Annotated in this window: 13 protein-coding genes; 12 read left to right on the plus strand and 1 reads right to left on the minus strand. The window is 65.9% G+C overall.

The genetic code is table 11. The features are described 5' to 3' along the window. Nucleotide 1 precedes the first annotated feature (1 nt). The 7 genes from DUGA2_RS15295 (at nucleotide 2) to DUGA2_RS15325 (ending at nucleotide 8,021) form a co-directional block, all read left to right on the plus strand. Entirely contained in the window at nucleotides 2–1,312 is a 1,311-nt protein-coding gene (locus DUGA2_RS15295) for a nucleotide sugar dehydrogenase (protein WP_008446413.1), read from the plus strand. Then, nucleotides 1,296–2,543: a glycosyltransferase family 4 protein gene (locus DUGA2_RS15300; RefSeq protein ID WP_070270135.1), complete on the plus strand. Its 1,248-nt coding sequence runs from the start codon at nucleotides 1,296–1,298 to the stop codon at nucleotides 2,541–2,543. The genes DUGA2_RS15295 and DUGA2_RS15300 overlap by 17 nt, the downstream gene beginning before the upstream one ends. After that, nucleotides 2,540–3,541, plus strand: coding sequence for a UDP-glucose 4-epimerase GalE (galE, locus tag DUGA2_RS15305; protein ID WP_070270137.1), 1,002 nt, complete (start codon nucleotides 2,540–2,542; stop codon nucleotides 3,539–3,541). Before DUGA2_RS15300 ends, galE begins: the two co-directional genes overlap by 4 nt. Nucleotides 3,542–3,550: 9 nt before the next feature. Then, complete coding sequence (locus DUGA2_RS15310) at nucleotides 3,551–4,711, plus strand: sugar phosphate nucleotidyltransferase (protein WP_070270139.1); 1,161 nt, start codon at nucleotides 3,551–3,553, stop codon at nucleotides 4,709–4,711. Further along, nucleotides 4,708–6,123, plus strand: a complete 1,416-nt coding sequence (locus tag DUGA2_RS15315) for a mannose-1-phosphate guanylyltransferase/mannose-6-phosphate isomerase (protein WP_070270141.1) — start codon at nucleotides 4,708–4,710, stop codon at nucleotides 6,121–6,123. The genes DUGA2_RS15310 and DUGA2_RS15315 overlap by 4 nt, the downstream gene beginning before the upstream one ends. A gap of 274 nt (nucleotides 6,124–6,397) precedes the next feature. Continuing rightward, nucleotides 6,398–6,937: an FxDxF family PEP-CTERM protein gene (locus DUGA2_RS15320; protein ID WP_070270143.1), complete on the plus strand. Its 540-nt coding sequence runs from the start codon at nucleotides 6,398–6,400 to the stop codon at nucleotides 6,935–6,937. Between the two features lie 52 nt (nucleotides 6,938–6,989). Beyond that, nucleotides 6,990–8,021: a TIGR03790 family protein gene (locus DUGA2_RS15325; protein WP_229214694.1), complete on the plus strand. Its 1,032-nt coding sequence runs from the start codon at nucleotides 6,990–6,992 to the stop codon at nucleotides 8,019–8,021. Here the strand turns inward: DUGA2_RS15325 and DUGA2_RS15330 are convergent. Beyond that, on the minus strand, nucleotides 7,984–8,598 hold the full coding sequence (locus DUGA2_RS15330; protein WP_141753287.1) for a PEP-CTERM sorting domain-containing protein: 615 nt from the start codon (nucleotides 8,596–8,598) through the stop codon (nucleotides 7,984–7,986). The two genes, DUGA2_RS15325 and DUGA2_RS15330, sit on opposite strands and share 38 nt — an antisense overlap. Before the next feature lie 322 nt (nucleotides 8,599–8,920). Here DUGA2_RS15330 and DUGA2_RS15335 point away from each other — a divergent pair, with 322 nt between their 5' ends. The 5 genes from DUGA2_RS15335 to gspG all read left to right on the plus strand — a co-directional run bounded on the left by DUGA2_RS15335 (nucleotide 8,921) and on the right by gspG (nucleotide 14,890). Then, complete coding sequence (locus DUGA2_RS15335) at nucleotides 8,921–11,947, plus strand: ExeM/NucH family extracellular endonuclease (protein ID WP_070270150.1); 3,027 nt, start codon at nucleotides 8,921–8,923, stop codon at nucleotides 11,945–11,947. Nucleotides 11,948–11,957: 10 nt separating this feature from the next. Continuing rightward, nucleotides 11,958–12,584 carry an NF038129 family PEP-CTERM protein gene (locus DUGA2_RS15340; RefSeq protein ID WP_070270268.1) on the plus strand — a complete coding sequence of 209 codons (627 nt, stop codon included), beginning with the start codon at nucleotides 11,958–11,960 and terminating at the stop codon, nucleotides 12,582–12,584. 204 nt (nucleotides 12,585–12,788) lie between these two features. Beyond that, nucleotides 12,789–13,526, plus strand: a complete 738-nt coding sequence (locus DUGA2_RS15345) for a winged helix-turn-helix domain-containing protein (protein WP_070270152.1) — start codon at nucleotides 12,789–12,791, stop codon at nucleotides 13,524–13,526. Nucleotides 13,527–13,528: 2 nt separating this feature from the next. Next, nucleotides 13,529–14,329 (plus strand): XrtB/PEP-CTERM-associated transcriptional regulator EpsA, encoded by an 801-nt coding sequence (gene epsA, locus DUGA2_RS15350; protein ID WP_070270154.1) that lies wholly within the window; start codon nucleotides 13,529–13,531, stop codon nucleotides 14,327–14,329. Nucleotides 14,330–14,446: 117 nt separating this feature from the next. Then, on the plus strand, nucleotides 14,447–14,890 hold the full coding sequence (gene gspG, locus DUGA2_RS15355) for a type II secretion system major pseudopilin GspG (protein WP_070270156.1): 444 nt from the start codon (nucleotides 14,447–14,449) through the stop codon (nucleotides 14,888–14,890). Nucleotides 14,891–14,906: the final 16 nt, after the last annotated feature.

Here is a 14,906-nt window from a genome sequence, read left to right on the forward strand (position 1 = left end):
TTTGAAAATCAGTATCTTTGGCCTGGGCTATGTGGGCGCAGTATCCGCCGGTTGTCTCGCCACCGACGGTCATGAAGTGGTCGGCGTCGATCCCAACCGCACCAAGGTCGACCTGATCAACCAGGGCACGACTCCCATCATCGAAAAAGACATCGGCGAAATGATCGCCGCCACCGTCAAGTCCGGCCACCTGCGCGCCACGGTCGACGTGCACGACGCCGTGATGAACACCGACATGTCGCTGATCTGCGTCGGCACGCCGTCGCAGCTGAACGGCAACCTCGACCTGAGCCATGTGCGCAAGGTGTGCGAGCAGATCGGCGCCGCGATCAAGGAAAAGACCAGCTTCCACGTCGTCGTCGCGCGCAGCACCATGCTGCCGGGCTCGATGAGCAGCGTGGTCATCCCGACGCTGGAAGCGGCTTCCGGCAAGAAAGCCGGCGTCGATTTCGGCGTCTGCAACAACCCTGAATTCCTGCGCGAAGGCACGGCCGTCTACGATTACTACCATCCGCCGAAGACCGTGATCGGCGAGAGCGACGAGAAGGCCGGCGCCATGCTGGTCCAGCTGTACGAGAAAATGGACGCCCCGCTGGTGCGTACCAACGTCGAGACGGCCGAGATGGTCAAGTACACCGACAACACCTGGCACGCCGTCAAGGTGGCGTTCGCCAACGAGATCGGCAACATCTGCAAGGCGGTCGGCATCGACGGCCACAAGGTGATGGAGATCTTCTGCCAGGACACCAAGCTCAACCTGTCGTCCTACTACATGAAGCCGGGCTTCGCCTTCGGCGGCTCCTGCCTGCCGAAAGATGTGCGCGCGCTGACCTACAAGGCGCGCAGCCTGGACCTGGACTTGCCACTGCTGAACTCGGTGCTGCCATCGAACCAGAAGCAGGTCGAAAAAGGCTTGAAGATGATCATGGACAAGGGCGCGCGCAAGGTCGGCATCCTCGGCTTCTCGTTCAAGGCCGGCACCGACGACCTGCGCGAATCGCCGCTGGTCGACGTCATCGAGCACCTGCTGGGCAAGGGCTACGAACTGAAGCTGTACGACAAGAACGTCAACCTGGCCGCGCTGACCGGCGCCAACCAGGACTACATCCTCAACCACATTCCGCACATCTCCAAGCTGATGGTCGATTCGATGGACGAAGTGCTGGCCTTCGCCGACACCATCGTCATCGGCAACGGCGCGGCCGAGTTCAAGACCGTGCCGGGCCAGCTGAAGCCGGGCCAGAACCTGGTCGACCTGGTGCGCATCAGCGCCGAGCAAAGCGGGGGGCAGTACGATGGCATCTGCTGGTAAGCGCCGCGTCCTGATCCTGGTCGAGAACCTGCCGTCGCCGTTCGACCGGCGGGTCTGGCAGGAGGCCACCACGCTGCACGCCAACGGCTACCTGGTGTCCATCATCTGCCCGACCGGCAAGGGCTATGAAAGCCGCTACGAGGAAATCGACGGCATCCACATCCACCGCTACAGCCTGCCGCTGGAGGCGGAGGGTGCGAAGGGCTATCTGGTCGAATACTCGCTGGCGCTGTTCCACACCTTCCGCCTGGCGTGGAAGGTGCATTTCGCGCGCGGCTTCGACGTCATCCACGCCTGCAATCCGCCCGATCTGCTGTTCCTGATCGGCGGCTTCTTCAAGCTGACGATGGGCAAGAAGTTCCTGTTCGACCACCACGACATCAACCCGGAGCTGTACGAGGCCAAGTTCGGCCGCCGCGATTTCTTCTACAAGCTGATGGTGCTGTTCGAGCGCTGGTCGTTCAAGACCGCCGACGTCTCGATCGCCACCAACGAGTCGTACAAGAAAATCGCCATCGAGCGCGGCGGCATGCCGGCCGACAAATGCTACGTGGTGCGCAGCGGACCCAAGCTGGACCGCCTGCGCGTGCTGCCGCCGGTGCCCGAGCTCAAGCGCGGCCGCCAGTTCCTGGTCGGCTACGTCGGCGTGATGGGCGCGCAGGAAGGCATCGACCTGCTGCTGCAGGCCGCGCAATACCTGATCCAGACCATGGGCCGCACCGATGTGCAGTTCGGCCTGGTCGGCGGCGGCACGTCGCTGGAGCAGATGAAGCAGATGGCGGCCGACATGGGCATCGCCGACTACGTCACCTTCACCGGCCGCGTGCCGGACCAGCAGCTGCTGGAAATGCTCAACACCGCCGACGTCTGCGTCAACCCGGACGTGGCCAACGACATGAACGACAAGTCGACCATGAACAAGATCATGGAGTACATGGCGCTGGGCAAACCGATCGTGCAGTTCGACCTGGTCGAAGGCAAGGTGTCGGCGCAGGAGGCCTCGCTGTACGCGCTGAAGAACGACCCGGTCGACATGGCGCGCAAGATCGTCGAGCTGCTGGACGATCCGGCGCAGCGCGAACGCATGGGCGCCTACGGCCGCCACCGCGTGGTCAACGAGCTGGAATGGGAATACGAAGCGCCGAAACTGCTGGCCGCCTACGAGCGCCTGTACTCGGCCCATGCGCCGCTGCCTGGCGCGGTCTCGTCGTTACGGAAAGAGGGCAAATGAAGATACTAGTGACTGGCGGTATGGGCTACATCGGCTCGCATACCGTGGTGGAATTGCTGGCGGCCGGCCACGAGGTGGTGGCGCTGGACAACCTGTCCAACGCCAAGGCCTCGGTGCAGCAGCGCGTCGAGCGCATCGCCGGCAAATCGTTCACCTTTGTCGACGCCGACGTGCGCGACCGCGCCGCGGTGGAGGCGGTGTTCGCCGCCCACCGCCTCGATTCGGTGATCCATTTCGCCGGCCTGAAGGCGGTCGGCGAATCGGTCGAGCAGCCGCTGCGCTACTACGACAACAACGTCACCGGCAGCCTGGTGCTGTTCGAGTGCATGGCCAAGGCCGGCGTCAAGTCGCTGGTGTTCAGCTCCTCGGCCACGGTGTACGGCGACCCGGCCTCGGTGCCCATCCTCGAACACTTCCCGCTGTCGGCCACCAATCCCTACGGCCGCAGCAAGCTGATGATCGAAGAGATGTTGCGCGACCTGTACAAGGCCGACCCGAGCTGGAGCATCGCGCTGCTGCGCTACTTCAACCCGGTCGGCGCGCACGCCAGCGGCCTGATCGGCGAAGAGCCGAACGGCATCCCCAACAACCTGGTGCCTTACATCGCCCAGGTGGCCGACGGCAGCCGCGAGCGCCTGTCGGTGTACGGCAGCGATTATCCGACGCCGGACGGCACCGGCCTGCGCGACTACATCCACGTGGTCGACCTGGCGCTGGGCCATTTGGCCACGTTGTCCAAGCTGGCGACGGGCAGCGGCATTTTTACCTACAATCTGGGAACCGGCCGCGGTAACAGCGTGCTGGAAATGGTGCGCGCCTTCGAAGCCGCCAGCGGACGTCCCGTGCCCTACCAGTTGGTGGCGCGCCGTCCCGGCGACATCGCCGCCTGCTATGCGGACGCCAGCCTGGCCGAACGCGAGCTGGGCTGGAAGGCGCAGCGCAATGTCGAACAGATGTGCGCCGATTCCTGGCGCTGGCAAACCACGCCTACTGAATAGGAACTTCCCATGAAAGCAATGATACTTGCAGCAGGCAAGGGCACGCGCGTGCGCCCCCTGACTTACGATTTGCCCAAGCCCATGATCCCTATCCTGGGCAAGCCGGTGATGGCCTATCTGATCGAGCATCTGCACAAGTATGGCGTGACGGAGATCATGGTCAACGTCAGCTATTTGCATGAGAAGATAGAAGAGTATTTCGGCGAGGGCCACCAGTACGACGTCCAGATCGGCTACTCCTTCGAGGGCTATACCACCGACGACGGCGAGGTCGTGCCGCAGCCTTTGGGCTCGGCCGGCGGCATGAAGAAGATCCAGGAGTTCGGCGGCTTCTTCGACGACACCACCATCGTGCTGTGCGGCGACGCGCTAATCGACCTCGACATCAAGTCGGCGCTGTTCGAGCACCGCCGCAAGGGCGCGCTGGCCTCGGTCATCACCAAGGAAGTGCCGTGGGATAAGGTCTCCAGCTACGGCGTGGTGGTCACGGACGCCGACGGCCGCATCACCGAGTTCCAGGAAAAGCCCAGCCAGCAGGAAGCCAAGTCCAATTTCGTCAGCACCGGCATCTACATCTTCGAACCGGAGGTGATCGACCTGATCCCGTCGGGCCAGACCTTCGACATCGGCTCCCAGCTGTTCCCGCTGCTGGCCGAGAAGGGCATGCCGTTCTACGCCCAGACCCGCAACTACAACTGGATCGACATCGGCAGCGTCACCGATTACTGGGAAACCTGCCAGAGCGTGCTGATGGGCGAAGTGGCCCACCTGCACATGCCCGGCATCCAGATCAACGACGGCCTGTGGGTCGGCCTGAACACCAGCATCGACTGGGAGGGTACGACCATCGAGGGCCCGGTCTACATCGGTTCCGGCACCCGCGTCGAGGCCGGCGTGCACATCGTCGGCCCGACCTGGATCGGCCACGGCAGCCACATCTGCGCCGGTGCCAAGGTCGTGCGCAGCGTGCTGTTCGAGTACACTCGCGTGTTACCGAATGTTTCGTTAAATGAAATGATCGTGTTTAAGGACTATAGTGTCGACCGCGCCGGCGAGATGAAGCACGTCTCCGAGACCGATCCCGATTCGTGGGCCAATGCCCGCGACCGCCGCAGCAAGCGCCGCACCGAACAGAGCAATGAACTAACAGATAAGAGAATCAGAGCATGAAAATTTACCCAGTGATCCTGTCGGGCGGTTCCGGCACCCGTTTGTGGCCGCTGTCGCGCGCCGTGCTGCCCAAGCAGCTGCTGCCGCTGGTGTCGGACCGCACCATGTTGCAGGACACCGCGCTGCGCCTGAACGGCCGGCCGCAGATGATGGCGCCGCTGGTGGTGTGCGGCAACGAGCACCGCTTCCTGGTCGCCGAGCAGATGCGCGAGATCGGCATCTCTCCGCTGGGCATCCTGCTGGAACCGATAGGCCGCAACACCGCGCCGGCCGTGGCCGCCGCCGCCCACTACCTGCGCGCGATCGACGCCGACGCGGTCATGCTGGTGCTGCCGGCCGACCACGTGATTGACAACGTCGACGCCTTCTACGCCGCCATCGAACACGCTTGCGCCATGGTGGACGGCGGCGCGCTGGCCACCTTCGGCATCGTGCCGACCGCGCCGGAAACCGGCTACGGCTACATCCAGAGCGGCAAGCCGGCCGCCGCCGCGCAGTGCTACAGCGTCGACCGCTTCGTCGAGAAGCCGGACCGCGCCACCGCCGAAGGCTTCGTCGCCGCCGGCAACTACTACTGGAACAGCGGCATGTTCCTGTTCCGCGCCGACAGCTACCTGAAGGAATTGCAGGAATACGCGCCGGCCATCGCCAGCGCCACCGAGTCGGCCGTCAACAAGGATTACCGCGACCTCGACTTCTGCCGCCTGGACGAAGCCTCGTTCACCTCCTGCCCGTCCGACTCGATCGACTACGCGGTGATGGAGCACACCCGCCACGCCATCGTGGTGCCGGCCGACATCGGCTGGAACGACGTCGGCTCGTGGTCGGCGCTGTGGGAAGTGCAGCCGCAGGACGCCCAGGGCAACGCCACCCGCGGCGACGTCTACCTGGACGACGTCAGCGGTTCGCTGGTGCGCGCCGAGAGCCGCATCGTGGCCGTGGTCGGCGTCAAGGACGTGGTCGTGGTGGAAACCAACGACGCCGTGCTGGTCTGCCACAAGGACCAGGTGCAGCGCGTCAAGAACATCGTCGAGCACCTGAAGACCAAGCAGCGCACCGAGCACCTGCACCACACCAAGGTCTACCGTCCATGGGGCTGCTACGAGGGCATCGACATCGGCGAGCGCTTCCAGGTCAAGCGCATCACGGTCAACCCGGGCGGCAAGCTGTCGCTGCAGATGCACCATCACCGCGCCGAACACTGGATCGTCGTCAGCGGCACGGCCCGCGTGACCTGCGGCGACCAGGTGACGCTGCTGACCGAGAACGAATCGACCTATATCCCGATCGGCACCACGCACCGCCTGGAAAATCCGGGCAAGCTGCCGCTGCACCTGATTGAAGTCCAGTCCGGCAGCTACCTGGGCGAGGACGACATCGTCCGCCTGGAAGACGTCTACCAGCGCGCCTGATGCGCTATCGCGGCGGCCCCTGCTGAACAGCGCGGCCGCCGTTTTCCCGTCTTGGCGTAGGCCGCTTCCTACGCCGCCTGCAACACCTCCGCCTTCCCCTGTTTTTCCCTCTCGGCGCCCGTAGCGGGCCCGCGCGCGCGCCTGGCGGGCGCGGCCACGCGCGATTGCGGTTCGCTTAACACTGGCATTTCAGCCATGCTAGGATCGATTGGCAGTATCGGGACAACCGGCGGCAGCGCATGCCGTGGCCGCCTTTTTTTTAAGGAGGTGATGTATGAAGCGTACACAAACCGTCATGGCGGCGATGCTATTGGCCGCGGCCGCCGGCCTGCCATGGGCGCAGGCTGCCGACATCAGCCAGGGCGTGCAAACCCTGGATCTGAGCAGCGGCAGTGCCGTACTCAAGCACGAGTTCAGCGCCGGCAACGCCGGCAACACATTCCACGACCGCTACGATTTCACGGCCAGCACGGGGCAGTCGCTGGGGGCGTTTGTCTCCAGCCTGAACCTCGCCGACCTGAACCTGGGCGGCGCGTCCTTCGACAGTTTCGAGATCTATAACTCGGCCGGCTTTTCGCTCGACGGCACCAAGCAGTCGGCGCCGGACGCGGCGGTCGAAGTCTGGGCCGTGAGCACCCCGCACCTGATCGCCGACAGCTACTACCTGCTGGTCAACGGCACCGTGCGCAACGGCGCCGCCGGCAACTACGTGGGGGCGGTCGCGGTCAGTCCGGTGCCGGAACCCTCGTCGGCCGCGATGCTGCTCGGCGGCGTGGGCGTGCTGGGCTGGCTGGCGCGGCGTCGCAAAGCCTGACAATGGCGCTATAATTCAAACGGAAGCTGCCGCTTCCGTTTTTTTTTAATCCATGCGATCGAACCACTTGCGACACTTCTTCCTTTTCCTGGCCGCCATGCTGGCGTTTTCCGGCGCGGCCCGCGCGCAGCACGTGCCGGCCTCCGGCCTTGGCGCCGCCCAATTGGCGGTGGTCATCAACGATGACGAGCCCAACAGCGTCGAAATCGGCGAGTACTACCGCAAGGCGCGCGGCATCCCGGCCGCCAACATGGTGCACGTGCGCATCCCGCACCGGCCCCGCAAGCTCGACGCCGAGCAGTTCGAGGCGCTGAAGGCGCAGATCGACGCCAAGCTGGGCCCGGAGATCCAGGCCGTGCTGATGGTGTGGACCGCGCCGTACGCGGTCGAATGCAATTCGCTGACCTCGGCCTACACGCTGGGCCTGGACAGCAGCCTGTGCGCCAAGAGCTGCGCCCCGAGCAAGCCCAGCAGCTACTACAACTCGCCGTCGGCCCGGCCCTACACCGATTTCCGGATGCGTTTGTCCATGCTGCTGCCGATCGAATCGGTGGAGGCGTCCAAGGCGCTGATCGACCGCGGCGTGCTGGCCGGTTTCGCCATGCCGACCGGCACCGCCTATTTCCTCACCACCAGCGACGCCGCGCGCAGCAGCCGGGCGCGCTTCTTCCCGCGTTCGATGAGCGTGCCGTCCAAGAAGCTGACCATCAAGAACCTGCAGGCCGACAGCATCGAGCAGGTCAGCGACATCATGGTCTACCAGACCGGCCTGACCCACGTGCCCAAGCTGGACACGCTGAAGTTCCTGCCGGGCGCGCTGGCCGACCATCTGACGTCGCAGGGCGGGGAGTTGCTGGCGGATGCGCAGATGAGCAGCCTGCGCTGGCTGGATGCGGGCGCGACGGCCAGCTACGGCACGGTCAGCGAACCGTGCAATCATTGGCAGAAGTTCCCCAATTCGACGGTGCTGCTGGGCCAGTACCTGCGCGGCGGCAGCGCGATCGAAGCCTACTGGAAGAGCGTGGCCTGGCCGGCCCAGGGCGTGTTCATCGGCGAGCCGCTGGCCGCGCCCTACCGCCGCTAAGCCGGCGGCGCCGGACCGCCAGCGCCACCCATGCCAGGCCCGCCAGCCACAGCGCATAGCCTTGCGGCTCCGGCACGGCGGGCAGGGTTTCCACCTGTTCCAGCCACGGCTCGCCGCCCTGGCGCGTCACCATGGACAGCAGCACCGGCTGGCCTGACAACCAGTCGAGCGCTTGCCCCGTTCCTGTCGCCGGGTAGGCGTGCGGCGCCTGCAGCGTGCCGAACCACCACATCCCGGCCTGCGTACCGCCTGGCTGGCGACGATTCCATTCCATCCAATTCTCGTACTCCTGCAGCAGCTGATCGCGCGACAGCATCGGCTTCTCGGTCTGCTCGTTGTCGCGCTCGGCGTCGGTCATGCTGCATGGGTCGTAGAGAAAATCGATATTGATCTTTTTTTTGCCCTGCCTGGTTTCGGCCGGCTTGACGGCCGGTGCCGGTGCTGGCGGGCCGGCGGGGCGGACCTCGGGCGGCGCCTTCAGCGCCAGCATGCAGGCGCCGTTCTGTGGCGCGGCGGCGCGCGCCATCCAGGGACTGAACAGGGCGCAAATGAGCAGGATGGTGCGTAAGGTACTCATGATGCTCGCTCCATGGCGGCAGTCGGGCGATGCGGGGCCCGGATTTTCAAGCCGGCCGGGCGCGGGGGAGGGGCGCGGGCCAGAAGAATGATGCGTCAAAAAATTACAATAAGGTAATTTGAATTGCGTTTAAGTAATAATAGCACGCAGTGGGCCGATAGGCCAGAAAAAGCGGGCGCCGGCATGGAACCATGCCTTAGTCCGAACGGACTAACGCTGTGTCATCAAGGCGTCAATCCCGCGCCTTAATATGCAAAAGGCAATGTTTGCAAACATTTTGTTAAGACTGCCGCGCCGACCTTTTCCATCCCAGGACCCACACATGAAAAAAACTACCCACACGCCCCAAGCCCAGGCTGCCGCTACGCCGGGCCGGCGCACCATCATCGCTGCCGCCCTGATGGCGGGCCTGTCGGCGCCGGCCTTCGGCGCATCGCCGGTTGTGATCAGCCAGGTGTACGGCGGCGGCGGCAACTCCGGCGCCACCATCAAGAATGACTTCATCGAACTGTTCAACCGCGGCGACGTGCCGGTCAGCCTGAGCGGCTGGAGCGTGCAGTACGCCAGCGCCGCCGGCTCCTCGTGGCAAGTGACCAAGATCAGCGGCAACCCGGTGCTGCAGCCCGGCCAGTACTACCTGGTCCAGGAAGCGGCCGGCACCGGCCCCGGCAGCGCGCTGGTCCCGGACACCACCGGCACCATCCCGATGAGCGGCACGGCCGGCAAGGTCGCGCTGGTCAACGACGGCAACGCCCTGGCCGGCGCCGCGCCAAGCGGCGCCACGCTGGTCGACCTGCTGGGCTTTAACGCCGGCTACTTCGAAGGCACGAACGGCCCCGGCCTGACCAACACCACCGCCGCGCTGCGCGCCAACGGCGGCTGCACCGACACCGACAACAACGGCAGCGACTTCGCCACCGGCGCGCCGAATCCGCGCAACACCTCCACGCCGGTGCACCTGTGCAGCGTTCCGACCGCGCCGCCTATCGTCGCCAGCTGCCCGGCCAACCTGGCCATGGCGGTCGGCTCCGCCGGCAGCGCCGACCTGAGCGCCACCGACGCCGACGGCACCGTCAACAACGCCGTCATCACCTCGACCCCGGTGCCGGGCATCAGCCTGGTCAACTTCCTGGCCGCGAGCGCCGCCGGCGGCACCGCCACCGCCAGCCTGAACGTGGCCCCCAGCGTGCCGCAGGGCAGCTACCCGGTCGTCGTGCGCTTCGACAACGACCAGTCGCAGCAAGCCAGCTGCACCATCGGCGTCACCGTTGCCGCGCCGGCCGGCGTCACCCACAGCATTCCGCAAATCCAGGGCGCGGGCGAGACCAGCCCCTACGCCGGCACCGTGCAAACCACCGAAGGCGTGGTCACGGCCAAGGTCGGCTCCGGCTTCTTCATCCAGGACGCGGCCGGCGACGGCAATCCGCAGACCTCGGACGGCATCTTCGTCTACACCACCGCCGCCAACACCGGCACCGTCAAGGTGGGCGACCAGGTGCGCATCACCGGCAGCGTGACCGACTACGCGCCGGTCGCCGGCGGCCACGCCTACACCGAGCTGCAGAACATCACCGCCATCGTCAAGACCGGCAGCGGCATCGCCGTCACGCCGACCAACATCCAGCTGCCGTACGCCAACCTGGGCCAGGTCGAAGGCATGCTGGTGCGCTTCACCAACGCGCTGACCGTGTCGCAGCTGGAATTCCTCGGCGACCGCGGCGAAGTGACGCTGTCGGCCGGCCGCCTGGAAGCGCCGACCAACCACTACGCCGCCGGCTCGAACGAAGCCAAGGCGCTGGCCACCGCCAACGCGCAAAGCCAGATCGTGCTGGACGACGGCGTCTTCGTCACCCCGGCCACGATTCCTTACCTGGGCGCCGACGGCTCGCTGCGCGCCGGCGACACCGTGTCCGACCTGACCGGCGTGGTCGACTTCGGCGCCAAGGGCGGCGGCGGCGCGGGCTTCAAGCTGCAGCCGACCGTGGCGCCGGTGTTCTCGCAAGACAATCCGCGTACCGCGCCGCCGGCCCTGGCGGCAGGCAACATCAAAGTGGCCAGCGCCAACGTGCTGAACTACTTCACCACCTTCACCAACGGCGAAGATGTCGAAGGCCGCACCGGCCAGGGTTGCTCGCTGGGCGCCAGCATCAGCAAGTCCAACTGCCGCGGCGCCGACAACCTGAACGAGTTCAAGCGCCAGAACGCCAAGATCGTCGGCGAACTGAAAGCCATCGACGCCGACGTCTTCGGCCTGATGGAAATCCAGAACAGCGGCGAGTACACGGTGGGCTACCTGGTCAAGGCGCTCAATGAAGCGATCTCGCCGGGCACCGGCTTCCAGACCTACGCGGTCGTGCCTAAACCGGCCGCCACCGGCACCGACGCTATCCGCGTGGCGATGATCTACAAGCCGGCCACGCTGACCATGGTGGGCGGCGCGCTGTCCGACGCCGACGCCGTCAACAACCGTCCGCCGATGGCGCAGACCTTCGTCGCCGCCAACGGCGCCAAGTTCTCGCTGATCGTCAACCACCTGAAATCGAAGGGCAGCTGCCCGGGCGGTTCCGGCGCCGACGCCGACAAGGGCGACGGCCAGAGCTGCTGGAACGCCACCCGCGTCCTGCAGGCCAATCGCCTGGTCAACACCTTCGCGCCGCAAGTGGCGGCCGCCGCCGGCGACGCCCGCGTGCTGATGATCGGCGACTTCAACTCCTACGGCATGGAAGACCCGATCAAGGTCATCACCGACAAGGGCTACGTCAACCAGCTGGAGCGTTACGTACGCGGCAGCGGCGCCATGCCTTATTCCTTCGTCTTCAACGGCGAGGCGGGCTATCTGGACCACGCGCTGGCCAGCCCGGCGCTGAGCCCGTCGGTGGCCGACGCCGCCGAATGGCATAACAACGCCGACGAGCCGACCGTGATCGACTACAACACCGACGGCAAGCCGGAAGACAAGTACACCGCCGCACCGTACCGCGCTTCCGACCACGATCCCGTGGTCATCAGCCTGAACCTGGCGGCGCCATACAGCGATGTCAGCGCCAGCGTCAAGTCGGCCGCCACCGGCCTGGTGTTCAACCGCGGCACCGGCAAGTACACGTCGACGTTCTCGATCACCAACAGCGGCGGCGCCGCGCTCACCGGTCCGTTCCAGGTCGAGTTCGACGGTCTGCCGGCCGGCGTCACCCTGGCCAACGCCAGCGGCAGCCATGCGGGCGCGCCTTACATCACGGTCAACGCCGCCACGCTGGCGCCGGGCGCCACCGTCTCCTTCGCGCTGAGCTTCAGCAAGACGGGCGCGGCCAACATCAGCTACACCACCAAAGTTTTCAGCGGCAATTTCTAAGGATATGACCATGTTCAAACCAAACTTCTCCCTGACCCTGCGCAACGCGGCCCTGGTGCTGGCGCTGGGCGCCTGCGGCCTGGCGTCGGCCCAGACGCTGCACGTCGAACTCAACACCGCGTCGCTGGCCAACACCGGCTTCATCGACCTGCAATTCAATCCGGGCAACTCGCCGGTGGTGTTCGCCAGCGCCACCATTAGCCATCTGAACGGCTTCGGCGACCTCAGCGGCGTGGAGCTGCTGGGTGACGTGCAGCAGCAGGGCGGTGGCTTTGTATTCGGCAATACCACCAGCTACAACGACCTGTTCCAGGCCGTCTCCTTCGGCGGCAAGGTCAGCTTCGACGTCACCTTCGGCGGCTTGCCCGACCCGGCGGCGTCTGGCATCGAGAGCAAGTTCGCGGTGTCGCTGTATGGCGCCGACCGCACCACGGCGCTGGGCAACTACAAGCAGCTGGACGGCACGCTGATGTCGTTCAGCTGGGCGCCGACCGCCGGCGCCGGCGTGCTGACGTCGGAGATCACCGACAGCACGATCGCCAGCATCAGCGCGGTACCGGAACCGTCGAGCTGGGCCATGCTGGGCGCCGGTGTGATGCTGGTCGGCGTCGCCCGTCGCCGCAAGCTCGCCGCCTGAGCTTAGCGGCCGCAAGGCTGCAAAAAAACGACACCTGCGGGTGTCGTTTTTTGCGTTTAGACCGCCGCTTCTAAACCGCCGCTAACGCAGGCGGGCGCTCGATAGGCAACGGATATATATCGCGAAACTCTAAATCCGCGATGGAAATCATATTAGTAATGCCAGATTGCTTGTTGCATAGTGCTTCCTTTACACGGATTTGCCATGCGACCCGCCCATATCCTTGTCATTGAAAACGAGCCTGCGATCCAGGAACTCATCGCCCTGAACCTGAGCATGGCGGGGCACACCGTCAGCCGCGCGCGCGATGCCGAAAGCGCGCTGCTGATGCTGGACGACAGCCTGCCGACGATGCTGATGACGGACTGGAACCTGCCCGGCCAGTCCGGCCTGTCGCTGATACGCCGCCTGCGCGGACACGCCCGCACGCGCGACCTGCCCATCATCATGGTGACGGCCCGCTGCGGCGAGCCGGACAAGATCATGGCGCTGGAAAGCGGCGCCGACGACTACATGACCAAGCCCTTCAGCCCGCGCGAGATGGTGGCCCGCGTGCACGCGCTGCTGCGCCGCCTGCAGGCGCCGGCCGCGCCGCAGCCGGCCGACGCGGTGCAGATGGCCGGCCTGCGGCTCGATCCGCACACGCTGCGGGTGACGGCCGGCGCCCGCGAACTGGCCATGGGCCGGGTCGAATTCAAGCTGCTCAACTTCCTGATGAACCACCCGGAGCGGGTCCACACCCGCGCCCAGCTGCTCGACCAGGTGTGGGGCAACGCCGTCTACCTCGACGAGCGCACCGTGGACGCCCACGTCGGCCGCCTGCGCAGCGCGCTCCAGCCCAGCGGCCACCAGGAGCATATCGAAACCGTGCGCGGCAGCGGCTACCGCTTCGTCGCCTGGGAGCAGGGCGCCCGGGCCATCCGTGAGGCGGCCCGGGCCTGACGATGGAGCCATTGATCATCCTCAGCAAGATGGAGCAGGAATACCTGCTGCACGCCATCGAAGCGGTGCTGCCGCTGCGCCAGGCCCGCCAGTTCTGCCTGTGGACCCAGGGCCAGTTCCAGGCGCTGCTGCCGCACCGCATCATGGTGTGCCTGCAGTTCGGCCCGCAGGACGAGCTGCAGCACGTCGAATGCATGCACAGCACGGTGCTCGACGCCGGCCTGCTGGCGCGGCTGGGCGGCAAGACCGACGGCCTGGCGCTGCGCCTGGCCCGCCACTGCCGCGACGGCCAGCGGCTGCCGGCCATGCTGGACGCCAGCTCCGCCGGGCAGGACGGCGGCGCGCGCCAGCCGCTGGCGCCCTTCATCGACGAGCTGCGCGAGCTGGGCCTGGACAATCTGCTGATCCACGGCACCGAGCGCCTGCCGGGCGGCGCCACCTTCTTCGTGCTGTTCGGCCTGCCGCATCGTCCGCGCCCGCGCCACGCCTACTTCCTCGAACTGCTGCTGCCGTATCTGCACCTGACGCTGCAGCGCGTCGGCCAGCAGCAGCGCCAGGCCCGCGCCGGCGCGCTGGCACGGCCGGCCAGCGCGCGCGAACTGGAAATCCTGCACTGGGTGCGCGAGGGCAAGAGCAACGAGGAAATCGGCCTGATCCTCGGCATCAGCGGCCTGACAGTGAAGAACCATCTGCAGCGGCTGTACCGCCTGCTGGGCGTGTCCAACCGCGCCCACGCCATCGCGCGCGGCATGGCGCTGCACCTGCTCGACCAGCCGTGGACGCCGCTGGCCAGGGCCGCCTGAGCGAAACCGTCGCAGTCTCCCGGCACGCTTGCAAGAAAAGGTTGTCTGCTATGCAAACCGCATGGTAGCCTCTGACTTCTTGCCAGTAGGCGTGTGGTGCATTAAGGAGTCGTTCGGATGGAAGTTGCAAAGAATCACCGTCAGACCGCAGCTCACAAGGCTGGCGGCTTTACCCTGCTGGAATTGCTGGTCGTTATCGTGATCATCGGTTTGCTGGCGGCGTACGTCGGTCCCAAGTATTTTGCCCAGCTGGGCAAGTCGGAAGTGACCATCGCCAAGGCGCAGATCGAGGCGTTTGAAAAATCGCTGGACACCTACCGCCTGGACGTGGGCCGCTACCCGACCACCGAGGAAGGCCTGGCCGCATTGCTGGTGGCGCCGCCCACGGCGGGCGCCAAGTGGAACGGCCCCTACCTGAAGAAGGGCGTGCCGCGCGACCCATGGGGCCATGACTACGTCTACAAGGCGCCGGGCGCCAAGGCCGAGTTCGACATCACTTCGCTCGGCCGCGACGGCAAGGCCGGCGGCACCGGCGAAGACGCCGACATCACTTCCCAATAAGTCTCGCCGTCCAGGA

The sequence above is a fragment of the Duganella sp. HH101 genome (assembly GCF_001758795.1).
GTDB classification, from domain to species: domain Bacteria; phylum Pseudomonadota; class Gammaproteobacteria; order Burkholderiales; family Burkholderiaceae_D; genus Rugamonas; species Rugamonas rivuli.

What these genes read in the sequence shown, in the direction of transcription:
- DUGA2_RS15300 (WP_070270135.1), top strand. Translation starts at nt 1,296, where the DNA reads ATGGCATCTGCTGGTAAGCGCCGCGTCCTGATCCTGGTCGAGAACCTG.
- galE (WP_070270137.1), top strand. Translation starts at nt 2,540, where the DNA reads ATGAAGATACTAGTGACTGGCGGTATGGGCTACATCGGCTCGCATACC.
- DUGA2_RS15310 (WP_070270139.1), top strand. Translation starts at nt 3,551, where the DNA reads ATGAAAGCAATGATACTTGCAGCAGGCAAGGGCACGCGCGTGCGCCCC.
- DUGA2_RS15315 (WP_070270141.1), top strand. Translation starts at nt 4,708, where the DNA reads ATGAAAATTTACCCAGTGATCCTGTCGGGCGGTTCCGGCACCCGTTTG.
- DUGA2_RS15320 (WP_070270143.1), top strand. Translation starts at nt 6,398, where the DNA reads ATGAAGCGTACACAAACCGTCATGGCGGCGATGCTATTGGCCGCGGCC.
- DUGA2_RS15325 (WP_229214694.1), top strand. Translation starts at nt 6,990, where the DNA reads ATGCGATCGAACCACTTGCGACACTTCTTCCTTTTCCTGGCCGCCATG.
- DUGA2_RS15330 (WP_141753287.1), bottom strand. Translation starts at nt 8,598, where the DNA reads ATGAGTACCTTACGCACCATCCTGCTCATTTGCGCCCTGTTCAGTCCC.
- DUGA2_RS15335 (WP_070270150.1), top strand. Translation starts at nt 8,921, where the DNA reads ATGAAAAAAACTACCCACACGCCCCAAGCCCAGGCTGCCGCTACGCCG.
- DUGA2_RS15340 (WP_070270268.1), top strand. Translation starts at nt 11,958, where the DNA reads ATGTTCAAACCAAACTTCTCCCTGACCCTGCGCAACGCGGCCCTGGTG.
- DUGA2_RS15345 (WP_070270152.1), top strand. Translation starts at nt 12,789, where the DNA reads ATGCGACCCGCCCATATCCTTGTCATTGAAAACGAGCCTGCGATCCAG.
- epsA (WP_070270154.1), top strand. Translation starts at nt 13,529, where the DNA reads ATGGAGCCATTGATCATCCTCAGCAAGATGGAGCAGGAATACCTGCTG.
- gspG (WP_070270156.1), top strand. Translation starts at nt 14,447, where the DNA reads ATGGAAGTTGCAAAGAATCACCGTCAGACCGCAGCTCACAAGGCTGGC.